The sequence below is a fragment of the Desulfosporosinus shakirovi genome (genome assembly GCF_020595055.1).
In the GTDB taxonomy this organism is placed as follows: Bacteria; Bacillota; Desulfitobacteriia; order Desulfitobacteriales; family Desulfitobacteriaceae; genus Desulfosporosinus; species Desulfosporosinus shakirovi.
The window spans coordinates 1-18,783 of sequence record NZ_JAJDOO010000004.1; the positions used below are offsets into that span (position 1 = coordinate 1).

General features: G+C 39.6%; 17 protein-coding genes and 1 tRNA gene. 11 read left to right on the forward strand and 7 right to left on the reverse strand.

Translation table 11 applies throughout. The features are described from left to right. Positions 1–321: 321 nt before the first annotated feature. The gene (locus tag LJE72_RS04860; RefSeq protein ID WP_229246504.1) at positions 322–573 is read right to left on the reverse strand and encodes a hypothetical protein; all 252 of its coding nucleotides are present in this window, start codon (positions 571–573) and stop codon (positions 322–324) included. 295 nt (positions 574–868) lie between these two features. Between LJE72_RS04860 and LJE72_RS04865 the strand changes: the two genes are divergently transcribed. From LJE72_RS04865 to LJE72_RS04895, 7 genes are all read left to right on the forward strand, one after another. Continuing rightward, positions 869–1,384 (forward strand): rhodanese-like domain-containing protein, encoded by a 516-nt coding sequence (locus tag LJE72_RS04865; protein WP_229246505.1) that lies wholly within the window; start codon positions 869–871, stop codon positions 1,382–1,384. 60 nt (positions 1,385–1,444) lie between these two features. Next, positions 1,445–2,461 (forward strand): lysylphosphatidylglycerol synthase transmembrane domain-containing protein, encoded by a 1,017-nt coding sequence (locus tag LJE72_RS04870; RefSeq protein ID WP_229246506.1) that lies wholly within the window; start codon positions 1,445–1,447, stop codon positions 2,459–2,461. Further along, positions 2,400–2,867, forward strand: coding sequence for a C-GCAxxG-C-C family protein (locus tag LJE72_RS04875; RefSeq protein WP_229246507.1), 468 nt, complete (start codon positions 2,400–2,402; stop codon positions 2,865–2,867). The genes LJE72_RS04870 and LJE72_RS04875 overlap by 62 nt, the downstream gene beginning before the upstream one ends. Beyond that, a complete protein-coding gene (locus LJE72_RS04880) occupies positions 2,821–3,516 on the forward strand; it encodes a TIGR04283 family arsenosugar biosynthesis glycosyltransferase (protein WP_229246508.1) in 696 nt (231 codons plus the stop codon). The genes LJE72_RS04875 and LJE72_RS04880 overlap by 47 nt, the downstream gene beginning before the upstream one ends. A gap of 18 nt (positions 3,517–3,534) precedes the next feature. After that, entirely contained in the window at positions 3,535–4,197 is a 663-nt protein-coding gene (locus LJE72_RS04885) for a TIGR04282 family arsenosugar biosynthesis glycosyltransferase (RefSeq protein ID WP_229246509.1), read from the forward strand. Beyond that, entirely contained in the window at positions 4,198–5,220 is a 1,023-nt protein-coding gene (locus LJE72_RS04890; protein ID WP_229246510.1) for a radical SAM protein, read from the forward strand. 413 nt (positions 5,221–5,633) lie between these two features. Beyond that, positions 5,634–6,638, forward strand: coding sequence for a sulfurtransferase (locus tag LJE72_RS04895; RefSeq protein ID WP_229246511.1), 1,005 nt, complete (start codon positions 5,634–5,636; stop codon positions 6,636–6,638). Positions 6,639–8,385: 1,747 nt separating this feature from the next. Here the strand turns inward: LJE72_RS04895 and LJE72_RS04900 are convergent. The 3 genes from LJE72_RS04900 to LJE72_RS04910 form a co-directional block, all read right to left on the reverse strand. Continuing rightward, positions 8,386–8,907 (reverse strand): hypothetical protein, encoded by a 522-nt coding sequence (locus tag LJE72_RS04900; protein ID WP_229246512.1) that lies wholly within the window; start codon positions 8,905–8,907, stop codon positions 8,386–8,388. A 201-nt stretch (positions 8,908–9,108) separates the two neighbouring features. Continuing rightward, positions 9,109–11,223 (reverse strand): RNA degradosome polyphosphate kinase, encoded by a 2,115-nt coding sequence (locus LJE72_RS04905; RefSeq protein WP_229246513.1) that lies wholly within the window; start codon positions 11,221–11,223, stop codon positions 9,109–9,111. A 6-nt stretch (positions 11,224–11,229) separates the two neighbouring features. Beyond that, a complete protein-coding gene (locus LJE72_RS04910) occupies positions 11,230–12,759 on the reverse strand; it encodes a Ppx/GppA phosphatase family protein (protein ID WP_229246514.1) in 1,530 nt (509 codons plus the stop codon). A gap of 129 nt (positions 12,760–12,888) precedes the next feature. Between LJE72_RS04910 and ppx the strand changes: the two genes are divergently transcribed. The 4 genes from ppx (at position 12,889) to LJE72_RS04930 (ending at position 16,929) form a co-directional block, all read left to right on the forward strand. Further along, complete coding sequence (gene ppx / locus LJE72_RS04915) at positions 12,889–14,385, forward strand: exopolyphosphatase (RefSeq protein WP_229246515.1); 1,497 nt, start codon at positions 12,889–12,891, stop codon at positions 14,383–14,385. Positions 14,386–15,358: 973 nt separating this feature from the next. Beyond that, on the forward strand, positions 15,359–16,108 hold the full coding sequence (locus tag LJE72_RS04920; RefSeq protein WP_229246516.1) for an N-acetylmuramoyl-L-alanine amidase: 750 nt from the start codon (positions 15,359–15,361) through the stop codon (positions 16,106–16,108). A 49-nt stretch (positions 16,109–16,157) separates the two neighbouring features. After that, on the forward strand, positions 16,158–16,589 hold the full coding sequence (locus LJE72_RS04925) for a hypothetical protein (RefSeq protein WP_229246517.1): 432 nt from the start codon (positions 16,158–16,160) through the stop codon (positions 16,587–16,589). Positions 16,590–16,695: 106 nt separating this feature from the next. Beyond that, positions 16,696–16,929 carry a hypothetical protein gene (locus tag LJE72_RS04930; RefSeq protein WP_229246518.1) on the forward strand — a complete coding sequence of 78 codons (234 nt, stop codon included), beginning with the start codon at positions 16,696–16,698 and terminating at the stop codon, positions 16,927–16,929. A gap of 99 nt (positions 16,930–17,028) precedes the next feature. Here the strand turns inward: LJE72_RS04930 and LJE72_RS04935 are convergent, their stop codons facing one another. From LJE72_RS04935 to LJE72_RS04945, 3 genes are all read right to left on the reverse strand, one after another. Beyond that, positions 17,029–17,508: a hypothetical protein gene (locus tag LJE72_RS04935; RefSeq protein WP_229246519.1), complete on the reverse strand. Its 480-nt coding sequence runs from the start codon at positions 17,506–17,508 to the stop codon at positions 17,029–17,031. Between the two features lie 503 nt (positions 17,509–18,011). Next, on the reverse strand, positions 18,012–18,203 hold the full coding sequence (locus LJE72_RS04940) for a helix-turn-helix domain-containing protein (RefSeq protein WP_229246520.1): 192 nt from the start codon (positions 18,201–18,203) through the stop codon (positions 18,012–18,014). Positions 18,204–18,579: 376 nt separating this feature from the next. After that, positions 18,580–18,666: transfer RNA gene (locus LJE72_RS04945), tRNA-Leu, on the reverse strand. Positions 18,667–18,783 lie beyond the last annotated feature (117 nt).

Sequence of the window (18,783 nt, forward strand, 5' to 3'; positions counted from 1 at the left end):
ACACTTGTTAAAGAAGGCGGCTGGGTTGGTTACGCTGATAAAAACTATTGATTAATTAAGGCTAGTTATTTATTGTGAGGTATTGTGCCTTTAAACCTGCTTAACCATTTGGTTTTGCAGGTTTTTTTATAATTAGTAAAATCCCAAAGTTACAACATTAAACGCCGGAATCAGTTCATTTCTGAATGATTTCGGCGTTTGCGGGAAATGGGTATCACTGTAATGGATGATGTCTTCTTGGTGAAAGAGTTAAGGTAACCGAACTTGGTAGTTACTCTAGATTTATTAATATATTAAAGCCCTTGGAAATGAGGATTTTATTTAATTATAATTTGAGACCATAACAATGTAAGTATAGAAGAATAAAAATGCGATGATTATGCTCACCGAAATAATCGCTCTTTTGCCATCGTCTTGGTCCTCTTTTGCAGCATTATAGTCATAGAATGTCCTTAAATAAATGATATCGGCAGTCTCTCTTACGGTGGCCTTGAAGTTCCCATTTAATTTTTTGTTTCGGTTATCAATTACATAATATCTTCCTCTCATAAGCTTCTCTCCTTTTAAACTCATTTTGACATTCCATTTACTTCTTAATAAAAGAAAAGTTCGCGAATAATTCTGAATTTCCTGCCTCCCTACAATATTAATTATTTTTAGACTATTCAAAGAAATAATGAGACTGCCGACAAATACGAAGTTGTCAGCAGTAAGCAACGAGCTTGCTGCTTCCCAGATCAGTTTTACGCCGTTAGTTAGACATGACCCTGCAAGTGGAACATAACCATATAAATAAATGGTTATTGACAGCATAATATTTAACTGATAATCTGTTCATTGTAAACGAACAGCATAGGAGGAAAATAGAGTGAAAAAGATTTCTACGGTTGCAATTTCTTTAGCCTTAGGACTGACTCTCCTTTTAACAGGCTGTGGATCTAGTACCACAGCGAACAAGACCGGTGAGGAGAATAAACCCGCAGAATCTATAGCAGCGAGCCAAACTGCTCAGCCCGCTCCGAAAGTCATTAAGGATTGGAAATACTATAGCGCAGATCAACTGAAAGAGGCAATCGAGAAGAAATCCCCCCTTCAAATCGTGGATATCCAAGTTGAGGCTGAATATGATGCACATCATATTCAAGGGGTTATCCCAACCTATGCCTATCCGGTAAAAACAGAGGAAGAGAAAGCGAAGCTGGCTAAAATTCTTCCCCAACTTAAAGCGTCTAAAGACCCCATTGTAATTGTTTGCCCTGCAGGTAAAGGGGGGGCCGAGCGTACTTATCAGTATCTTTATGATCAAGGAATTGACGAATCTCGCTTGTTCACCCTCGAGAAGGGACAAAGCGGCTGGCCTTATAGTGAGTTACTTGAGAAGTAAGTCGATTCGAACCCTTCCAGCCGTTAATGGAGGGGTTCTTTATTTAAGGAGGCAAGAAGTATGGCAAGCACCTTAAGAGAACAAAACAATTTCAAAAGATTTTTACTCCCCTTAAAAATCCTTGCCTCCATACTTATGCTTTCCTGGATGTTCAGTACCATTGAGTGGCCGCAAGTCACTCAAATTCTCCATCGCGTTAAAGGGCTATGGATGGCAATTGCTTTAGGATGGGTGGTTATTTCTGTGGGAGTAAGTGCCTATAAATGGCAGCTCATCTTAAGGGCCTCGCAACTTTATGTTCCTCTAAGGGTTTTATGGAAAACTTATTGGGCAGGACTTTTTTTAAATAACTTCCTCCCTTCCAGTATTGGTGGGGATGGACTTAGAATCTATTGGGTGGGCAAAGTCACCGGGGATATGGCTGGCTCAACGACTTCCGTAGTTGTCGAGCGTGTTTTAGCGACAATTGGTCTTTGTCTTACAGCAATCCTTGCTATTTTGTTGACTGAAGTTCAAATACCTTATCTTTTAGCGTTTTTTGGGGCGGTCATGTTGGTGGGGACTCTTATTCTATCATTTTTTCTTTTTCCGCATTTCACTGGATGGCTGCAAAAGCGGTTGGGTTTCTTGCCGAAGGTTCAAAGTTTTTTAGCAGGAATAATAGCTCATGGAATGCGTTTAAGAAATCAGCCGAGTTTAATGTTCTATGGGTTAATCGGATCAGTGCTCTTCCAGATGAGTGTCGTGATGGTGAATTGGTGTATATTCAAAGCCCTTTCGGTAACTGACTTGAATCCTATCGAGGCCGCTGTAATCATACCGGCTACCTCTGTGGCCGCCATGCTCCCCATAGGAATCAATGGCTATGGCCTACGGGAGGGAGCTTATATCGCGTTATTTGCTCCTATGGGAATTTCCGGTCCCATTGCGCTCACCGCTTCAATTCTATTTGCACTACTTGTCAGCTTCTCCAGTCTTTGGGGAGGATGGATATGGATAAAGGAAGGACGACGAGATGTTGGAGAAAAAAGAGTTCCTCACGACGATAGAGAGGCAAGCCGCCCATTATTTCAGTAAAGGTTATAATTGCTGTCAAAGTGTATTGCTGGCTGCCAATGATCTATGGGAGTTGAATCTTGATCAAGGGATTATTGCCGCAGGACGATTCTTTCAACATGGAATGGGGTGCGGGTCTATCTGTGGTGCCTTGATTGGTGCCCAAATGGTGTTAGGTATCCTGGATAACCGATATGAAACAAAACTCTCAAATAAATACGCCCGCAAGCTTTCCGAAGAATTTAATCAGACATTTAGCTCAACTCAGTGTTCGGAGTTGCGTAAAAAGCAAAGCATTATGGATAAAATAGGGTATAAAGGATGTCAACGAATAACCTTTATGACGGCAGGAGTTTTTTATGAGTTTTGGGAGAGTGTCAATGGGAACCAGACCCCGGGTGTCAGTCGTTATTCCGACGTTAAATGAAGAAGCGGTGCTTGAAGATACCCTTCGGATTCTACATTTAAACAAAGAAAAGGTTTCCTTAGAAGTCATCATCGTCGATGGAGGAAGCACAGATTCAACCTGCCAGGTCGCCTCCCGATATGCAGATCAAGTGATTGTTATGTCTCCGGGACGGGGTGGACAGTTGAATCGGGGTGCGGAAAACTCATGCGGAGAGATTTTATGGTTCTTACATGCTGATTCGCAGTTGGAGAAGGATTATGTTCTCGAGATTGTAAAAACGACGGAACAAGGCATAGGCGGCGGATGTTTTCAAATCTCCTTTGATTCCAAGCGTTTTATCTATCAATGTATTGCCTGGAGTTCGAATCAAAGGGCGAAATGGTTTAAAAGCTTTTATGGAGACCAGGGAATATTCGTGAAGAGAGAGGTTTTTCAGAAACTGGGTGGTTTTCGTCCCATTCCTCTGATGGAGGATCTGGAGTTCTCTCGCCGACTTAAGCGAGGGACCAAAGTGCAAGTGATTCAGAGGCCTCTTCAAACCAGCTCAAGGCGTTTTCGAAAAGGAATCCTGCGCACACTTCTTGTAATGCAGTTATTAAAACTAGGGTTTTATCTTCGAGTGAATCCAAAGTTTCTCTCAAGGGTGTATGGTTTAGGCAGAGGATAAGAGTGAAAGGAAGCAAATATGTATGGCACAGTGAATTCACAAGCTCTCATTCTTATGACCCGAGTTCCGGTTCCGGGGAAGACGAAAACGAGGCTGATGCCTCATCTTTCTGCGGAGGAATGCGCAGGTTTTCACGAAGCTTGTTTACAGGATATCATTAAAGTTCAAAGAGAACTTAAGAAGCCTGGGAATATCTTTTATTCGGAAAAACTCACCGAGAAGTTTATATCCATGTTCCCGAAAGCGAGCCAGTTTATTCCTCAGGAAGGGGATAATCTAGGGGAAAGGATGAGTCAAGCTTTCCGAATATCTCTCCAAGACTATAAGTTCAGCGTTATGGTTGGTTCGGATTTACCTCATTTAACTGTGCGGACCCTCCAGAGTGCCTTCGAAGCACTTGAACAACACGATGTCGTTCTGGGACCGGCTCTTGATGGAGGATATTATCTTATCGGGTTAAAGCAATACATACCGGACTTATTTACAGGGATAAATTGGGGGAGTTCTGAAGTTTTTAGGCAGACTATAGAAAGGGTCCATTCCCTTGGTTTAAGCTATCGCCTTCTTAAGAAGATGCAAGACTTAGATACCATTGAAGATCTTCGGGTCTTCATGACAAATCCTGCAAACAAAGACCATCAAGCCTGGAAATACATTGATCAATTGGGAGGAGTAAAGTAGATGCAGAGATTAGAAGCAAACCAGACCGAGGCCTTTAGAAGTCTCGATAAGGCATTAAGAGGAGAAATTCTGGCTAGAGAAGAGATTGAAGAGCTTTTCCGAGTTCCAAGCAAAAGTGAAGCTTTTTATGCGATTCAATACGCCTCTCGTAAAATCAGTGAATCAGTAACCGGAGGTAAAGCAGAAATTCACGGTCAGATTGGAATCGATATCGGACCTTGCCCGAAGAACTGCCAGTTTTGTTCCTTTGCGGCGTGCAATAAAGTGTTTCCTGAGCCATCTGTTCTCCCAACAACTGAGATTATCAGCCGATGTCTCGATTTAGAAGAAGCGGGAGCTAATGCTATCTACTTAATGACCACTGCCAATTTTAGTTTTGCACGGTTTATTGAGATTGCCCAGAAGGTTAGGAATAAGCTCCAAAAGGAAAGCGTACTCGTAGCCAATATCGGGGACTTTTCCTACGAGCAAGCCTTAGAGCTTAAACGGGTCGGTGTGAATGGTGTTTATCACGCTCTGCGCTTAGGAGAAGGGAATACGACAGCCATCAATCCGAAGAGACGGCTAGAGAGCTTTGCAGCAGCGAAGGAAGCGGGACTTATCCTAGGAAATTGTGTGGAACCTGTAGGACCTGAACACACGGTGGAAGAACTCGTCGAGAAAACCCTCATTGCTCGAGAAGCGAACCCGGTATTCAGTGGGGCAATGCGGCGTATTACGATTCCCTCGACGCCCTTGAGTCAGTATGGAATGCTTAGCGAAGGGAAAATGGCACATATTCTAGCCGTGGTCCGCTTAGCTATGGGACATCACATTCTCGGAAATTGTACTCATGAACCCAATGTCCACGGGGCGGTAGCTGGTGCCAATCTTTTATGGGCTGAAGTGGGGTCGAATCCTCGTGATGTGGAGGGTGAAACTCACCGTGGGATTAGTGTTGAGCGGTGTAGAGAAATTTATTGGGAAGCAGATTGGGAAGTTCTTTCAGGACCGTCACAGTTCTTTCAGTCAGTTAGGGTATAAAGATGTGAGAGTTTGTACCGTTTTCAAAACGGAAAGTTACCAGTGGAATCGTTAACTTGTGCTTAATTGGGCTAGTCTTACTTTATTTTCTCCGACCAGGGTTTAACTTGAGGTCAATACATCGATAGGTTTACTTGCTCAGGCAGATATCCTGGGGCTAAGATTATTTGTCTCCAGCTTTGGTATTTTGGTGCCCTTGGCTTCTATGGCGTTCATGGTTCTTCAGGCCTTACATGCCTTAGATTTTGGGGCTTCTTCTGGGCGGTTAGCGGTTTCTTGGTTCTCGTTTTTTTAAGTTTAGCGTTTAAGAAAAGGTTCCAGGCAAAGCTGGGGCAGGATACATAGGGTTGGTGAGCGGCGAAATTAACTATAAGAAGGTTTGCCCAATTATATTTTGTGAGGAGTAAAAATTAATGAAGAAGAAATTACTTGCTATTCTTATTGGCGTTGCAGTGGTAGCTACATTTGCAACAGGCTGCGGTTCTACAGCAACACCGGAAAAGCTTGCTGCAGAAACCCCGACGGTTAAGGCAGTCGAAAAGACAAAGGTATTTGTATCCGCAGATTGGGTAAAAGGTGTCATTGATGGTCAACAACCAGAGTCAAAAGATTATGTAATTATTGAGGCCGCTTGGGGTCAAGTCAGCGAGGATAAAGCATACACAGAAGCCCATATTCCGGGAGCGGTTCATCTAAATACAGATGAAATCGAAGAAGATAAGTTTTGGGATATCAGAACAGGCGCGGAAATTACACAGGTAATGAAAAATTATGGTATAACCAAAGATACTAATGTAATCATTTATGGTGAAGACTCAGGTGCAGAGAGAGTCGCCTTCGTATGTATTTGGGCTGGTGTTGAAAATGTTAAAGTCCTCGATGGTGGATTGAACGCTTGGAAAAAAGCAGGATATGCAACTAATGACGGGATAGAAACTGCTAAAGAAACTGAAAAAGATTTTGGGGTAACCATACCTGCACATCCAGACTATGTCTTATCGTCTGACGAAGTAAAAGATAAGCTGGCAAAAGATAACAACTTCAGATTGGTAAGTATTCGGAGTTTAGATGAATTTACGGGTAAGAAAAGCGGATATAGTTACATTAAAAGAGCTGGTGAACCCAAAGGAGCAGTTTGGGGACATGATGAAACTGACTACCTCAATGAAGATGGAACGTTTATCAACTTTGATAAGGCGGTAGCCATGTGGGCTGAAGAGGGTATAACAAAAGATAATGAAATTTCATTTTATTGTGGAACCGGTTGGAGAGCAACTATCCCTTGGCTAATGGCCTATGAGAATGGTTGGAAAAATGTAAAATTGTATGATGATGGATGGTTTGTGTGGCAGATGGATGAAAAAAATCCCATACAGGCTATCACTCCTGAAGAAGCAGCAGCAAAATACAAAAAGTAATTAATATCGAAAAAGTCTGATAGCATAAGCATGTCAGACTTTTTTCAATACTACTTGTGTTAATTAAACATGGTAGACCTATACACCAGAATTATTAATCTCAAAAAGCGAGGGAGTACAGCAATTAATGGGCTCGCTTTCTTAAATAGAGGAAAATCTTAATATCTTGTATCAATGTGACCATTGCCAATATAAAACTGATGAAATAATAGGAGCGATAGTCTGCTGTTGAGAATCCTAAGGTAAAAAGGACAGATACCATTGTCATGATTGTTAGTAAAACGATCATACGTAAAGCCACTTTATCTAAAACAGTACCATTTTTTTTAATCTTTAAAAATATTATAAGGATGATAACAGTCAGTATAGCTAAGATACTAATCATAATATGTAGAAATTTATCAATGGGGTATAGATTATTCCATGTGTGGTTCATATAGACAATAAATCGCATTACTCCCATCTTTTTCATTGATAATGTCTGAATTACATAGGCGGTAATAAGTAAAAAAAATTGAAGTATTGTCGCTGAATGATATAGGATTTTCTTCATTATAATTAAATCTCCTTAGATAATGATATATCTAATATTATCATATTTAAATTGGTTAACAGTAATAATATTTAAAGCATTCTCCCAGTAGGATCACCCGCCTTAGCCTCTGCGGCAGTCAGGTCTGCCTGTGGTGCCGGCAGCGTAAGGGTAAATGTGCTCCCCAATGTTGTAACCTGGATTCCCGAAAACACATAACGAGTATTAAGCAAAGCAGCATAAACACTGGATTCTTACCTCGTTATGTGTTTTCAACATAACGAGGTAAACTTTGTGCTTTAAAATCCAGAAGTCATTGAATTTACTGAACTTGCAGCAATTCATCGTTATGTGTGGCCGGGAATCCAGGTTGTAACAAAAGTCAGCCGAAGGGTCTTCAACTGCGTATCTGCCATACCAATACCCCCTCTCCTCCTATGATTGATTGAACAGTGATCTATTCCTCAGTCACACAAGTGAGTGCTTGAACACATAGGCAATGAGTAAGAGTGTTCAAATCCAGGCTTGTCTTATGGGAGCTTTTCAGCTTTTTATCATTAGTAATATTGTTATAAAAAGTCATCCCATCTTCATTCCTATTCACTTCAACCGATTAAAATAGCCGATGATAAGGGTTATTTAACGGAATGGGCTGCATCTTTTGGTGAAAGCTACAGGATTTCGGGGTTGGAGTACTGGTTAAAAAATCAGCTACCAGTGGGGTATTAAGGATTTCTTTTTTTACAGATGCAACTTCCTTCTCTAAAGAGCAGATGGGCTATATAGACAAAATTAATAATTCTATTACTTGGAGCAAATATGATAATGCTATATGAATTTACACCCATGGCTCTTTTCCCGGCGCTTTGTCACCCTTTCCTGGACAGGGACATATAGTACAGTGTGGAGGGTCGTAGAGGTCATTGGTGGTTGTATCTACTATTTTGATATTCCGTATGAGCAGAAACCCGGTGTGGTGAGCCGGGTTTCTGCTTTTAATAATCATCTCTTATCTGCGGGTATCTTTTTTTGATCATATTTATTCTGTTTATTTGCAGGCTTATGTAAGAAAATGGGTTAGGGGATTTGTGACAAAATAATGGCAAGACCGCAAAGTGCCTATGCGCTTTACGGTCTTGCCATTATTTTGCACAAGTGTGGGCTTGAACTCATAGGTTATGAATAAGTCAAACTACCCCCTGTTAAAGATTAACATTAATGTTTTTTTGATTTCTTGGTTTTACACTTGCATTCTGAAATATCGACCTTTTTATCTTTACATTTACACTTAACTTTATCAGCTTTTTTCTTTTTCTTCTTTTTGTCGACTAAAAGGTTTAGCTCTCTTTGAATATTGGCGACCTTTTCTTCTAATTCTGCTATTTTAAGCTCAAGAGTTTTTGCTTCTTGACTGCCCATATCTGAGGCTTCAGAAAGTGAATCGCCCTCAGCTTCAACAGCCGGCAATTCAACATCCTTACTTTCTGCTTCTGATAAGTCATCAACGACACTTTCTTCATTGGGAATAAGCTCAGCTTGAGGCTCAACTTCGTGGATTGACTCTGCCACACATTCTACTTTGGGGGTTGACTCAACATTTTTTTCCTCTTCCAGTGTGGATTCTAATGCGTTTTCTAATTCAGAAACTGCCTCAATTTGACTTTCTGCTTCAATACCTTCTTTAACCTCTAGTATAGGATCAGTTTTGGGTGTTTTGTCAACAGCTTTTTTAATCATATTAGATCTCCTCATTTCCTTATTCTGAATCGTCCCTCTAACATCTCAAACTCTGCACTAAAACTTCGTAAAAGAGGTCTAAATGTTAAACTAACCGTTTTGATATCGAACCCTGAGGCGATATGTGTAACAATCTCTTTTTCTTCCATAAATGTATTATAGGTGAAGAAGTAGTCTAATGGCCTTTTAGATTCTAAGTGTTTACCTAGAGAAAATTGGTTCTAGTTTCACACGACTAAGTTCAACTTCTTCTGAATGGGTTTCACTTGAGCCAAGCAACAGTTCCTGACTATTTATAAGCCCCTTTCTCTTTGTATTGATTTTAGTGTAGGTTCCTTCAAAATTCAAAACCCTTGATTTCGCTGTATCTTCCAAAGCGACCTCCAGGATATTTATGACTTTTTCTCGAACTGCCGGATCTTCGACAGGAAAGAGAAGTTCTACTCTTCTATCTAAATTTCGTTTCATAAGATCCGCGCTAGAAAGGAAAATAGCTTCCTCGCCGTCTCCATAGAAATAATAGATTCGGCTATGTTCAAGAAATCTACCAACGATACTCCTAACAGTAATATTCTCGCTAATCAAAGGAATTTTTGGTCGCAGACAGCATATACCACGAACAATTAGATCAATGGTAACTCCTGCAGAGGAAGCGTCATATAATGCTTCGATAATTTCTTTATCTACCAGAGCATTTACTTTGGCAATTATTCTAGCGGGCCTGCCGCTTCTAGCAATATCAGCTTCTTTGTTGATTAAATCGAGGAATTTTTTCCTAAGGCTGATTGGAGCAATGGTTAATTTGTAGAGATGGGAAGGGCTGGAACAACCCGAGAGGACATTGAAAACTGCAGAGGCATCCGCTCCAATATACGGATTACTGGTTAACAAACCTAAATCTGTATATATTTTTGCAGTCACATCATTATAATTACCAGTTCCTAGGTGAACGTATCGTCTAATGATACCCTCTTCCCGGCGAACAATCAATAATACCTTGCAATGGGCTTTTAAACCGACTAGTCCATAAATCACATGGCACCCTGCAGTTTCAAGCTTCTTAGCCCAAGTGATATTATTTTGTTCATCAAAGCGAGCTTTTAACTCGACGAGAACAGTAACTTGTTTCCCGTTGTCAGCGGCCTGAGCTAATGCTTCAATAATGGGAGAATTGCCGCTTACCCGATAAAGTGTTTGTTTAATCGCGAGAACATTAGGATCTTCGGCAGCTTTTTTGACAAGGTCGACAACCATATCAAAAGAATCGTAGGGATGATGTAATAAAATGTCTTTCTCAGTGATTGACTGAAATATATCCTCATCGTCATTTAAGAGGGTTGTATAAGCTCGTGGTTTAAGTGGATTATATCTTAGATGATCATACCCATCAAGTCCACTTAGTTTCATGAGGAATGTTAAATCAAGTGGTCCCTTAACTTTATAATTCGCTTCTGCTGAAATTTCCAACTCTTCTTCTAAGAATTTCAGCAGTAAAGGATTCATACCCTGTTCAATTTCTAAGCGAATTGCACTTCCGAATTTTCTTTGTTTTAGCGACATCTGAATTGCAGTGAGAAGATCTTCCGCTTCATCCTGAGCAACATCCAAATAAGCATTTCTAGTAATACGATAACACCCTATGGCCTTGATATTGAATTTATTGAATAAGGCAGCCAGGTTTGCTTTAATTATTTCTTCTAAAAGGATAAATACCCTTTGAGAAGAAATGGTTGGAATTTCTATTAACCGATCTAAGACTGAAGGGACTTGAATAGTCCCAAATATCGAATTGCTATCATCGTTATCAGTATCCTGCAATAATAAGGCAATATTTAATGTTTTGTTCAAAATTAGAGGAAATGGCTGGTTTCTATCGACGGTCATTGGGGTAAGAACCGGAAATATATTATTGGCATAATAATCTCGAATAAAATCAAGCTGATCTTTGTTTAGATCCTTATATCTGATAAAATGAATGTTTTCTTTCTTTAGAGATTTAGTTAGTGAACGATTATAACAATTGTACATATCCGTAACTTGTTTGTGAGTTCTCCAGGATATTCTAAATAGTTGTTCCTGAGGAGTGAGACCGGCAGGGTCAGTTTTTACGAACTTTGCAGTGACTTGATCATGCAAGGATGCTACTCGAATCATAAAGAATTCATCAAGGTTAGAACCTACAATTGAAAGAAATTTTAAGCGTTCTAAAAGGGGATTGCTGGTATCCTGAGCTTCTTCTAAAACTCTTGCATTAAATTCCAGCCAGCTAAGTTCTCTATTAAAAAATTGCTGGGTTGTATAAGGATTTCTCTTCAATGCTTTTTATCCTTTCAGTTTAATTCTTACACCCATTACTTCTTGGAAAAATTCTGCATTATTCATGATGTCCCACTTTTCCAGGATAATGTCCTTATTACTAATTAGGTGCAGGTGAAGTTCGTCGTCTGAAGAACTGAGTATTTCAAAATCACTAATCTTTTGCTTATGTGAAATATCCATTGATTCAGCAATTTTTAAGATTGAAGATAGTTTTGAAACTAAAATTTTTTCAGTATGACTCAAAACATAATAACTTCGGTCAGAATATGTAGGAATCCTCCTTGTGTGGTACTTGGCAATATTAGCGATTAATTCTAATTCCTTATCTGAGAAACCTAAAATGCTTTGAGATCTGATAATATCCGAGGAATGGTTGCTGTGTTCACTTAAACTAACATAGTTTCCCGAATCATGAAGAATTGCTGCCACCTGAAGATATAATTTTTCCTGATCCCCAAGTTTATGATATTTCCACGTTTTTCCAAATAATTCTAAGGATATTTTTTCGACATAGGCCGCATGTTTTTCATCCACACCATATTTTTCAGCCATATACCACACAGAACTTATAATATCATTTTCGTCGCTGGATTTTCTTGGCATCTCATATAAATTATCAATAAGCTCATAGAGGATCCCTTGACGATTAGTAATCATTGGGGCATGGATGCCATTAGATTTTGTCCTGCTCAATAAACTATGAATGATTAATATGGTGGGCAATAATAATTCTGCCTCTGCCGAAGTAATATTAAATGCTTCGATCATTTGATCCCTGCTCATATCTCTGACCTGAAAATAAAGAGTATCAAAAGATTCCTTACTGATATAAGCTTGGTGTTCCAGCTTGCTGATTTCTAATAATGTGCTTAAACTTCCGCCAAGACAAATAAACTTTTTGATGGGCATTTTTTTAAGTTTAGGTTTAAGTAAATATATTTTACTTTCAATGTATTCTTCCATAATCCTGGGAAATGAAATAGTTTTTGCTTCCAGGGATGAGAGAACTTCTCTCAGTCTTAGAGGTCCTATTTTGAGATGTTCTGTAAACTTTAATCCCTCAGTTGCATACATTGAAACCTCGACTCCGCCAGAAGTTATATTGGCAATAATTGAATCCGCAAGGTCAATATGATCAACTTCATTTAAATAATTTCTTAAAGCTTTATATATCAAAAATCGCTCTTGAACATTATTGACAATTTCCACATGGATTCCTGCTATAAGTCTTATTTGTTCAATAATGTAGTCCCGGTTATCTGCTTCATGAAGACCACTTGTAGCAATTGCTCTATATACTTTTACCCGGTAATCCTTCATTAATTTGGCGAAACTTTTTAATCGAACACAGGTTTCATTAATAGTTTTAGGGGAGATTCTTCTAGTTGTAAAGGTATCCTTGCCGATATTATTTGGCAGAGAAGTATCCTCTAATATCCTTAAGGTACCATCGGAATGTAATTGTGCAATACTCATTCTTAAGAAATCTGAACCTACATTAATGGCGGCTACCACTTCATTTTTCTTTTTCATTTTATTACGGCTCCTTATGTACCTCTTGTGATCGAATTTTACCAACCTTGATAATAGTTAAGATTTCATATAGTATATAGATCGATTTATCAAACGTCTCAAGCATATAAATATTATGGGAGAAATAGCATGAAGAAAATCGGAATAATTGACATTGGGTCTAATTCAATAAGATTAATGTTAATAGAAGTCAGTGGTAACTATTTTCGAATTATTGATGAAGCAAAGGAAACCGTTCGATTAGGAATGGGGATGACTGAAGATAACCGATTGAATCCAATTAGGATTGAAAGAGCTATTGATACGTTATCCTATTTTAAATCATTGTGTGAAGGTCTAGGCGAATGCGAACTGTTCCCTGTAGCAACTGAAGCTGTCAGAAGGGCGAGCAATCAAGCGGAATTTCTAAAGTTAGTTGAATCCACGTTACAATTCAAAATAAAGGTTCTTTCCGGTGTAGAAGAGGCTTATTATGATTATTTTGGTGTCATCAATAGTATGGACTATTCGAATGTGTTAATTATAGATATCGGTGGGTCCAGTACAGAACTCATCTGGGTTGAGGGCAAAACTGTTAAGGAAGCAGTCAGTCTCCCTTTTGGTGCAATTACCATTACTGATCAATTTGGAATTAGAGAAAAAATGAATAGCACTATTGAAAAAGAATTAAATACCTACCTTCTCTCACAATTCGGTAGAATATCTTGGCTGGGTAGGGCAACGAATTTACCGCTGATAGGAGTTGGTGGAACAATTCGTAATATTTCTAGGATTTCAAGGAAAAATACTGATTATCCAATAGATCGTTCTCATAATTACATAATGGATTCTGCTGATGTCTTGAATTTATATGACTATATAAAATTCAACAACTCTGAGCAACGTAAAAAGATAAAGGGGCTTTCTAAAGACCGGAGCGATATGTTCTTAGGGGCATTTTCTGTGGTTTCAGCATTGATAGAGTTCTGTAATAGCCCTCAACTAATTGTAAGTGGCAGTGGAATTAGAGAAGGGCTGTTACATGAAATCCTTCATGGAGACCAAGTGATTAACGACGTACTTGAGTTTTCTATTAATAATATTATGGAAACATTAAGTATTGATAAACCACATGCCCATCATGTTTGGAAGCTTGCGGAAAGCTTGTATACTCAGCTGCAGCCTATCCATAAGATGAATGGCAATTCTTACAAGGTTTTAAAAACTGCATCGTTATTACATGATTGCGGCAAAACTATAAATTTTTATAGTTATCACAAACATTCCATCTATATGATGGCTAATTTACCGATTAATGGTCTATCACATAAGGAACTAATTATGGCGGCTTACACAATGATTCTCAGCGTAAAAGAAAATTTTGTGCTTGACAAATCTCCGTATATCAAGCTATTAGTAAAAGAAGATAGATTAATTGTTCAAAGACTGGGAATCATTTTAAGACTAGCAGAATCTCTCGATAAGAAAAGGAATGGTAATGTAACTGATGTAGTATGTGAGTTAAGATCTGACAACTTGTTTTTGCGTTTATTATCAGAGGGTACTACCGAAAGCGAGAGGAAAACCGTTGAGGACCGCGGTAGTAATTTTTACAAAGTATTCGGTAAAACATTGGAGTTGGAATAATCATTGTCGATGGTTGCCTTTCCACCAAATAGATCCTCACCAATTCCCTGATACTTCAGTAAAGTATACAACCAGTTATACTTTTGGTAGTAATCGGGTAGGAGGCTAGAAGCAGCAAGCTTCCAGCCTTTTATTTTATGTATCGGCGATGACGTTAGAACATTCCGGAAATGTCGATGAGCGAGATGTTACTGTCATCTCGCTCATTCTATACGGCTTAGACTTAAGTCGGAAAAATCCAAATCCATATATCATTACTTATTAGTATAAAGTATGATCGTTAATTCCCAGTTAAGGAAAAGTTAACTTAAAGTTAAAATTCACTGCAGACTCTTTCATTGCTCCGTTCCAGCGAACTTATTCGATCCTTATCCCAATATTAGCCATAAGGAAGTAACTGCTCCCTTTTTAGATAAAAACTAATACGAAACTTTCAGGGCGGTCGTTGTTGGATTTTATGGGGATTTTGAGAAGCCGAGGATTGAATTGGGGCGAGTATTCGGAAGAGCAACAATGCCAGGATGACGAGTGATGATTTGGTGCAGAGTGGTTACAGGATATCAAAAAAGTTGTATGTCGAAAGGTTGGAAAGAGCAGGCGAATGAGAATTTTACCTGCTCTGTTCTTGCGCCCGGATATTTTCCTTAGTCGTACTTATCATATTAAAACTTAAGAGGAAATGCGATGGTTCTTTGAGCAAAAGCGTTCTGAAAGGGGCGCTGTTTCTATTTGCAAAGTTTGGTAAGGGGAAGTCAGTTATTAGTATAGGGAATAGGGACTATTTAGGCTTAACATCATTTTGAATATGCGGGATTTGGGTTCGGCTCATTGGGATTTTGCTGCGTTCATGGTCATCGACCACACACGTGCCGGAGCCTACCATTAGTTATACTTAAGTATACATGAGTAAAAGAAGGAAGGAGATTCAGTAAAGGCGAAGACTTAGGGATCGAAGAGAAAGGGGATGTGAAGATTGGATAAACCAGATATGAAATGGGTGCCATCACCAAATCACAGCCAACCAAAGGGGTACAAGTTTAATACAATTGTCAATCACATCATGGAAGGTACATTAGTGGGTACTGATTCATGGTTCGCGAATCCGGCAAGTCAAGTAAGCTCTCACTTCGGAGTTGGGAAGAACGGTGAAATCCATCAATATGTCGACCTTAAATATCCGGCATGGGCAAATGGTGCGGTAAATAAGCCCAACTGGCCTTTGCTTATTTCGGGAGTTAATCCGAACTATTACACAGTCAGTATCGAGCACGAAGGAAAAAACGGAGATGTAATGCCTGAAGCACAGTACCAGGCAAATCTAGCCTTACATCGATGGCTCATCGAGAATCTAGGTATACCTGTGACGAGGGATAACATCATCGGCCACTATAGGATTGACTCAGTAAACAAATCCAATTGCCCAGGCTCAGGATTTCCGTGGGATAGGTTGTTTAAAGATTTAGAAGGGGGAAATGATGTGTTAGATGTAGCGGTTTTATTATATACCAAAGAGGACTACTGGGCTGGCACGGATGTAGCCGCCAGGAATGACAATTGCGCAATGTTCATACGTCCGTCAGATCAATCCGTACCGAAGGATGCCATGAGTGCCAAGAAGCTGATCGTGGTCGGCGGACCAACGACCGGACATACGAACGAGGTTTTGCTCTCGGGCAACGACAAATACGATACCGCAGCTGCAGTTAAAAAGTATCTGGGTTAAATCGCAAGCGCTTGCCAATTTGAAAACCAATATTAAGGAGAGGACTTATATGCCGACGGATTTATTTACAACGTCCTACCTGGGGAGCTATGCTGGACTTGTGGCCGTGACGTATCTCTTAGTCCAGTTCTTTAAAGAGCCAGTTAAGCAACACCTAGGAGACTGGTGGATCAGGCTCATGGCTGTGGGATTCGCGTTGATAATCCAGTTATTTACGCTGTTTGTAACAGGTAATTTTACTGTTGAGGCAATTGGCCTAGCGATACTTAACTCATTCTTAGTCGCGATCACTGCAGCTGGTACGCATAATATTAGTCAGCCTAGTTTAAGTAAAACCGATATATTATCAGTTGTCGCTGCTACGACTACAATTGATAAGCCGCAGGTATTAGATGTTAGTCCGCCAATTATTACACCACAGGCTACGACTTCGACTGATAGCGATGCTGTCACACCTGTTGCACAAGTAGTGCAAGTTTAGTTATATAAATTTATGTTAAAATGGCAGTAAAAAGCTAGAATATTTTGAAAGCTTGGTGTCATTAGGACAATGGGTATTAAGCAAAAAGATGGGGCGAAATACGCAAATGAAAATAATAACAACACCCATTGAGATGGTAGCCTGGTTCGATGCAACTGGCAAACCTCACCCAATACGATTACGGTATAAAGGAACTGGCGTTAAAGTTCAGAAAGTTGTCCGCATGACCCAAGAAAAACTTGCTGGGAATCGTATGAAGGTCTTTAGATGTCAAAGCGAAGTGGATGGGGTAATAATAATGGTATTTGAACTTAAGTACGAGCTGCAGACCTGCAAGTAGTTATTGTGGAAAATGTAAAAGGGAGAGTGAACCAAGCTCTCCCCCCTTGAAAAAATGCCAATCATCACAATACATATTATGACGGATTGTCAAATAAAGTTACAAGCTCGGTCTGTTTGCCTCAAGAAACTGATAATACTTGGACATAAGAGATAAAAAGACAAAGCTTCCTATAAACCAGATCCACGGGCCGCCATTAATAAACACCAATAGCTCAAGTTGTTTCAAAATAACCGCAACAGAACAGATAAAGGAACTCCAAATTATTATATAAGCCCAATAGACATATCTTTCCTTTCGCTGGGGTTGGAAGTAAATAAACAGCATTACTGCCGGTGCCCATGCTAAAATTGTCCATAATGGGAGAACACCGATATTAAAGGGTTCCGTATGCAGGTACCTAGTTAAATTAACAAAATGGTAGATATGTTCCATTATAAAATCTAAAGCTGATCCCCATAATAGTCCAAACCAAAACAGTTTCTTTATTTCTTGTTTGGGGATGAAAACGAGAATTAAAAATAATAATCCAAATGCGAAAATTAAATAGTAATATAAATAGGGGAGATCAGGTTCCATATAGATGCCTCCTCAAACTATGATTGGGCCCCATTGGTTTTATGATTAGCAAAGGTTGGCAGGAATATACCCCTCGACAGAATCTCTTCGCTTACTCAGCTCTCACTAAGCGATGGGGGCTTTTTCTGTTCTCAAAGATCAAATATATGTAAAGGCCAACTTTGCAAAGCCAGCTCGAAGCGGGATCACGCGACCTCCCCGAAGCTTGTCCGAATCATCGGTTTCTGCCACGTCCTAAAGGCCATCGATAGGCGGAGTACGAGAGCTGCTGGAGCATAAAAAAGACGCCTGCAATTAACCGACGCTTGTCACGCTTTTACTGACCAAGGTCATATAATGTAATGTGTAGAGGTCGTTGGTGGTGGTATCAATCATAGAAGTCCGGCATGGTGGAGCTGGGCTTCTGCTTTTAAGGAGAGCTTGGCCGTTCTCCTTTTTGTGATTTTCAATCTCAATGGTTTTGCGACAATTAATAAGACCCTGCCATTGCTGCTAGGGTTTTATTAATTGTCTGGGAAAACATACTCTACCGTGCGTCCGAGGCCCCGCGCGATTTTAACTCCAGTTTCTAATTCAATCTTTCTTTTCTTGTTATTAGCTATTCGACTGATCTCAGGTTGTGGTACTCCGCAAATGAGAGAAAGCTCTTCTTGGGTCATGTCCAATTCTGTTAAGATCTCATTAATTCGATTCAAGCTACCACCTGCAACATTAGTCTAGTATCGGGCCTGGACGAGTCAGGTCTTATTGTCGGAGAATTGTTCCAGTTTAATGGAAAAAATTTAGGGTCATAGACGGGGAGTTAAGATCAGCCTACAAGCCGTAAGGGAATCTCGCGGATATAGTATTAGGGAAGTTGCAAATCTTTGTGGTCTTACGGAAGATCGTTATAGGGTTTATGAAAGCGATTTTGGGAAAGCGTCATCGAATATTCTTTTGAATACGCTCTCTACTGAAAATTAGTTTGGACAATATTCGTATAAAAATAATAAAAATGAGAGCCAAGGTAGTGTACCCTCGGTTCTCATTTTATTTTACGTGTGTATTTATGTGTATAGCTAATTTTCTAAGTGGTGCGGTCAAGAGGACTTGAACCTCCATGCCCTTGCGAGCACTAGAACCTGAATCTAGCGCGTCTGCCAGTTCCGCCATGACCGCGTAACATTGATTATTATATGAGAAGATAGATGGTTTGTCAATAGATATGTTCATATAGTTATGACCCAGACGAGGCTGTCGGTATGTGGTTATTTAAACTATCTTATCCCTGAGAGA

What these genes read in the sequence shown, in the direction of transcription:
- LJE72_RS04860 (WP_229246504.1), bottom strand. Translation starts at nt 573, where the DNA reads ATGAGTTTAAAAGGAGAGAAGCTTATGAGAGGAAGATATTATGTAATT.
- LJE72_RS04870 (WP_229246506.1), top strand. Translation starts at nt 1,445, where the DNA reads ATGGCAAGCACCTTAAGAGAACAAAACAATTTCAAAAGATTTTTACTC.
- LJE72_RS04875 (WP_229246507.1), top strand. Translation starts at nt 2,400, where the DNA reads ATGTTGGAGAAAAAAGAGTTCCTCACGACGATAGAGAGGCAAGCCGCC.
- LJE72_RS04880 (WP_229246508.1), top strand. Translation starts at nt 2,821, where the DNA reads ATGGGAACCAGACCCCGGGTGTCAGTCGTTATTCCGACGTTAAATGAA.
- LJE72_RS04885 (WP_229246509.1), top strand. Translation starts at nt 3,535, where the DNA reads ATGTATGGCACAGTGAATTCACAAGCTCTCATTCTTATGACCCGAGTT.
- LJE72_RS04890 (WP_229246510.1), top strand. Translation starts at nt 4,198, where the DNA reads ATGCAGAGATTAGAAGCAAACCAGACCGAGGCCTTTAGAAGTCTCGAT.
- LJE72_RS04895 (WP_229246511.1), top strand. Translation starts at nt 5,634, where the DNA reads ATGAAGAAGAAATTACTTGCTATTCTTATTGGCGTTGCAGTGGTAGCT.
- LJE72_RS04900 (WP_229246512.1), bottom strand. Translation starts at nt 8,907, where the DNA reads ATGATTAAAAAAGCTGTTGACAAAACACCCAAAACTGATCCTATACTA.
- LJE72_RS04910 (WP_229246514.1), bottom strand. Translation starts at nt 12,759, where the DNA reads ATGAAAAAGAAAAATGAAGTGGTAGCCGCCATTAATGTAGGTTCAGAT.
- ppx (WP_229246515.1), top strand. Translation starts at nt 12,889, where the DNA reads ATGAAGAAAATCGGAATAATTGACATTGGGTCTAATTCAATAAGATTA.
- LJE72_RS04925 (WP_229246517.1), top strand. Translation starts at nt 16,158, where the DNA reads ATGCCGACGGATTTATTTACAACGTCCTACCTGGGGAGCTATGCTGGA.
- LJE72_RS04930 (WP_229246518.1), top strand. Translation starts at nt 16,696, where the DNA reads ATGAAAATAATAACAACACCCATTGAGATGGTAGCCTGGTTCGATGCA.
- LJE72_RS04935 (WP_229246519.1), bottom strand. Translation starts at nt 17,508, where the DNA reads ATGGAACCTGATCTCCCCTATTTATATTACTATTTAATTTTCGCATTT.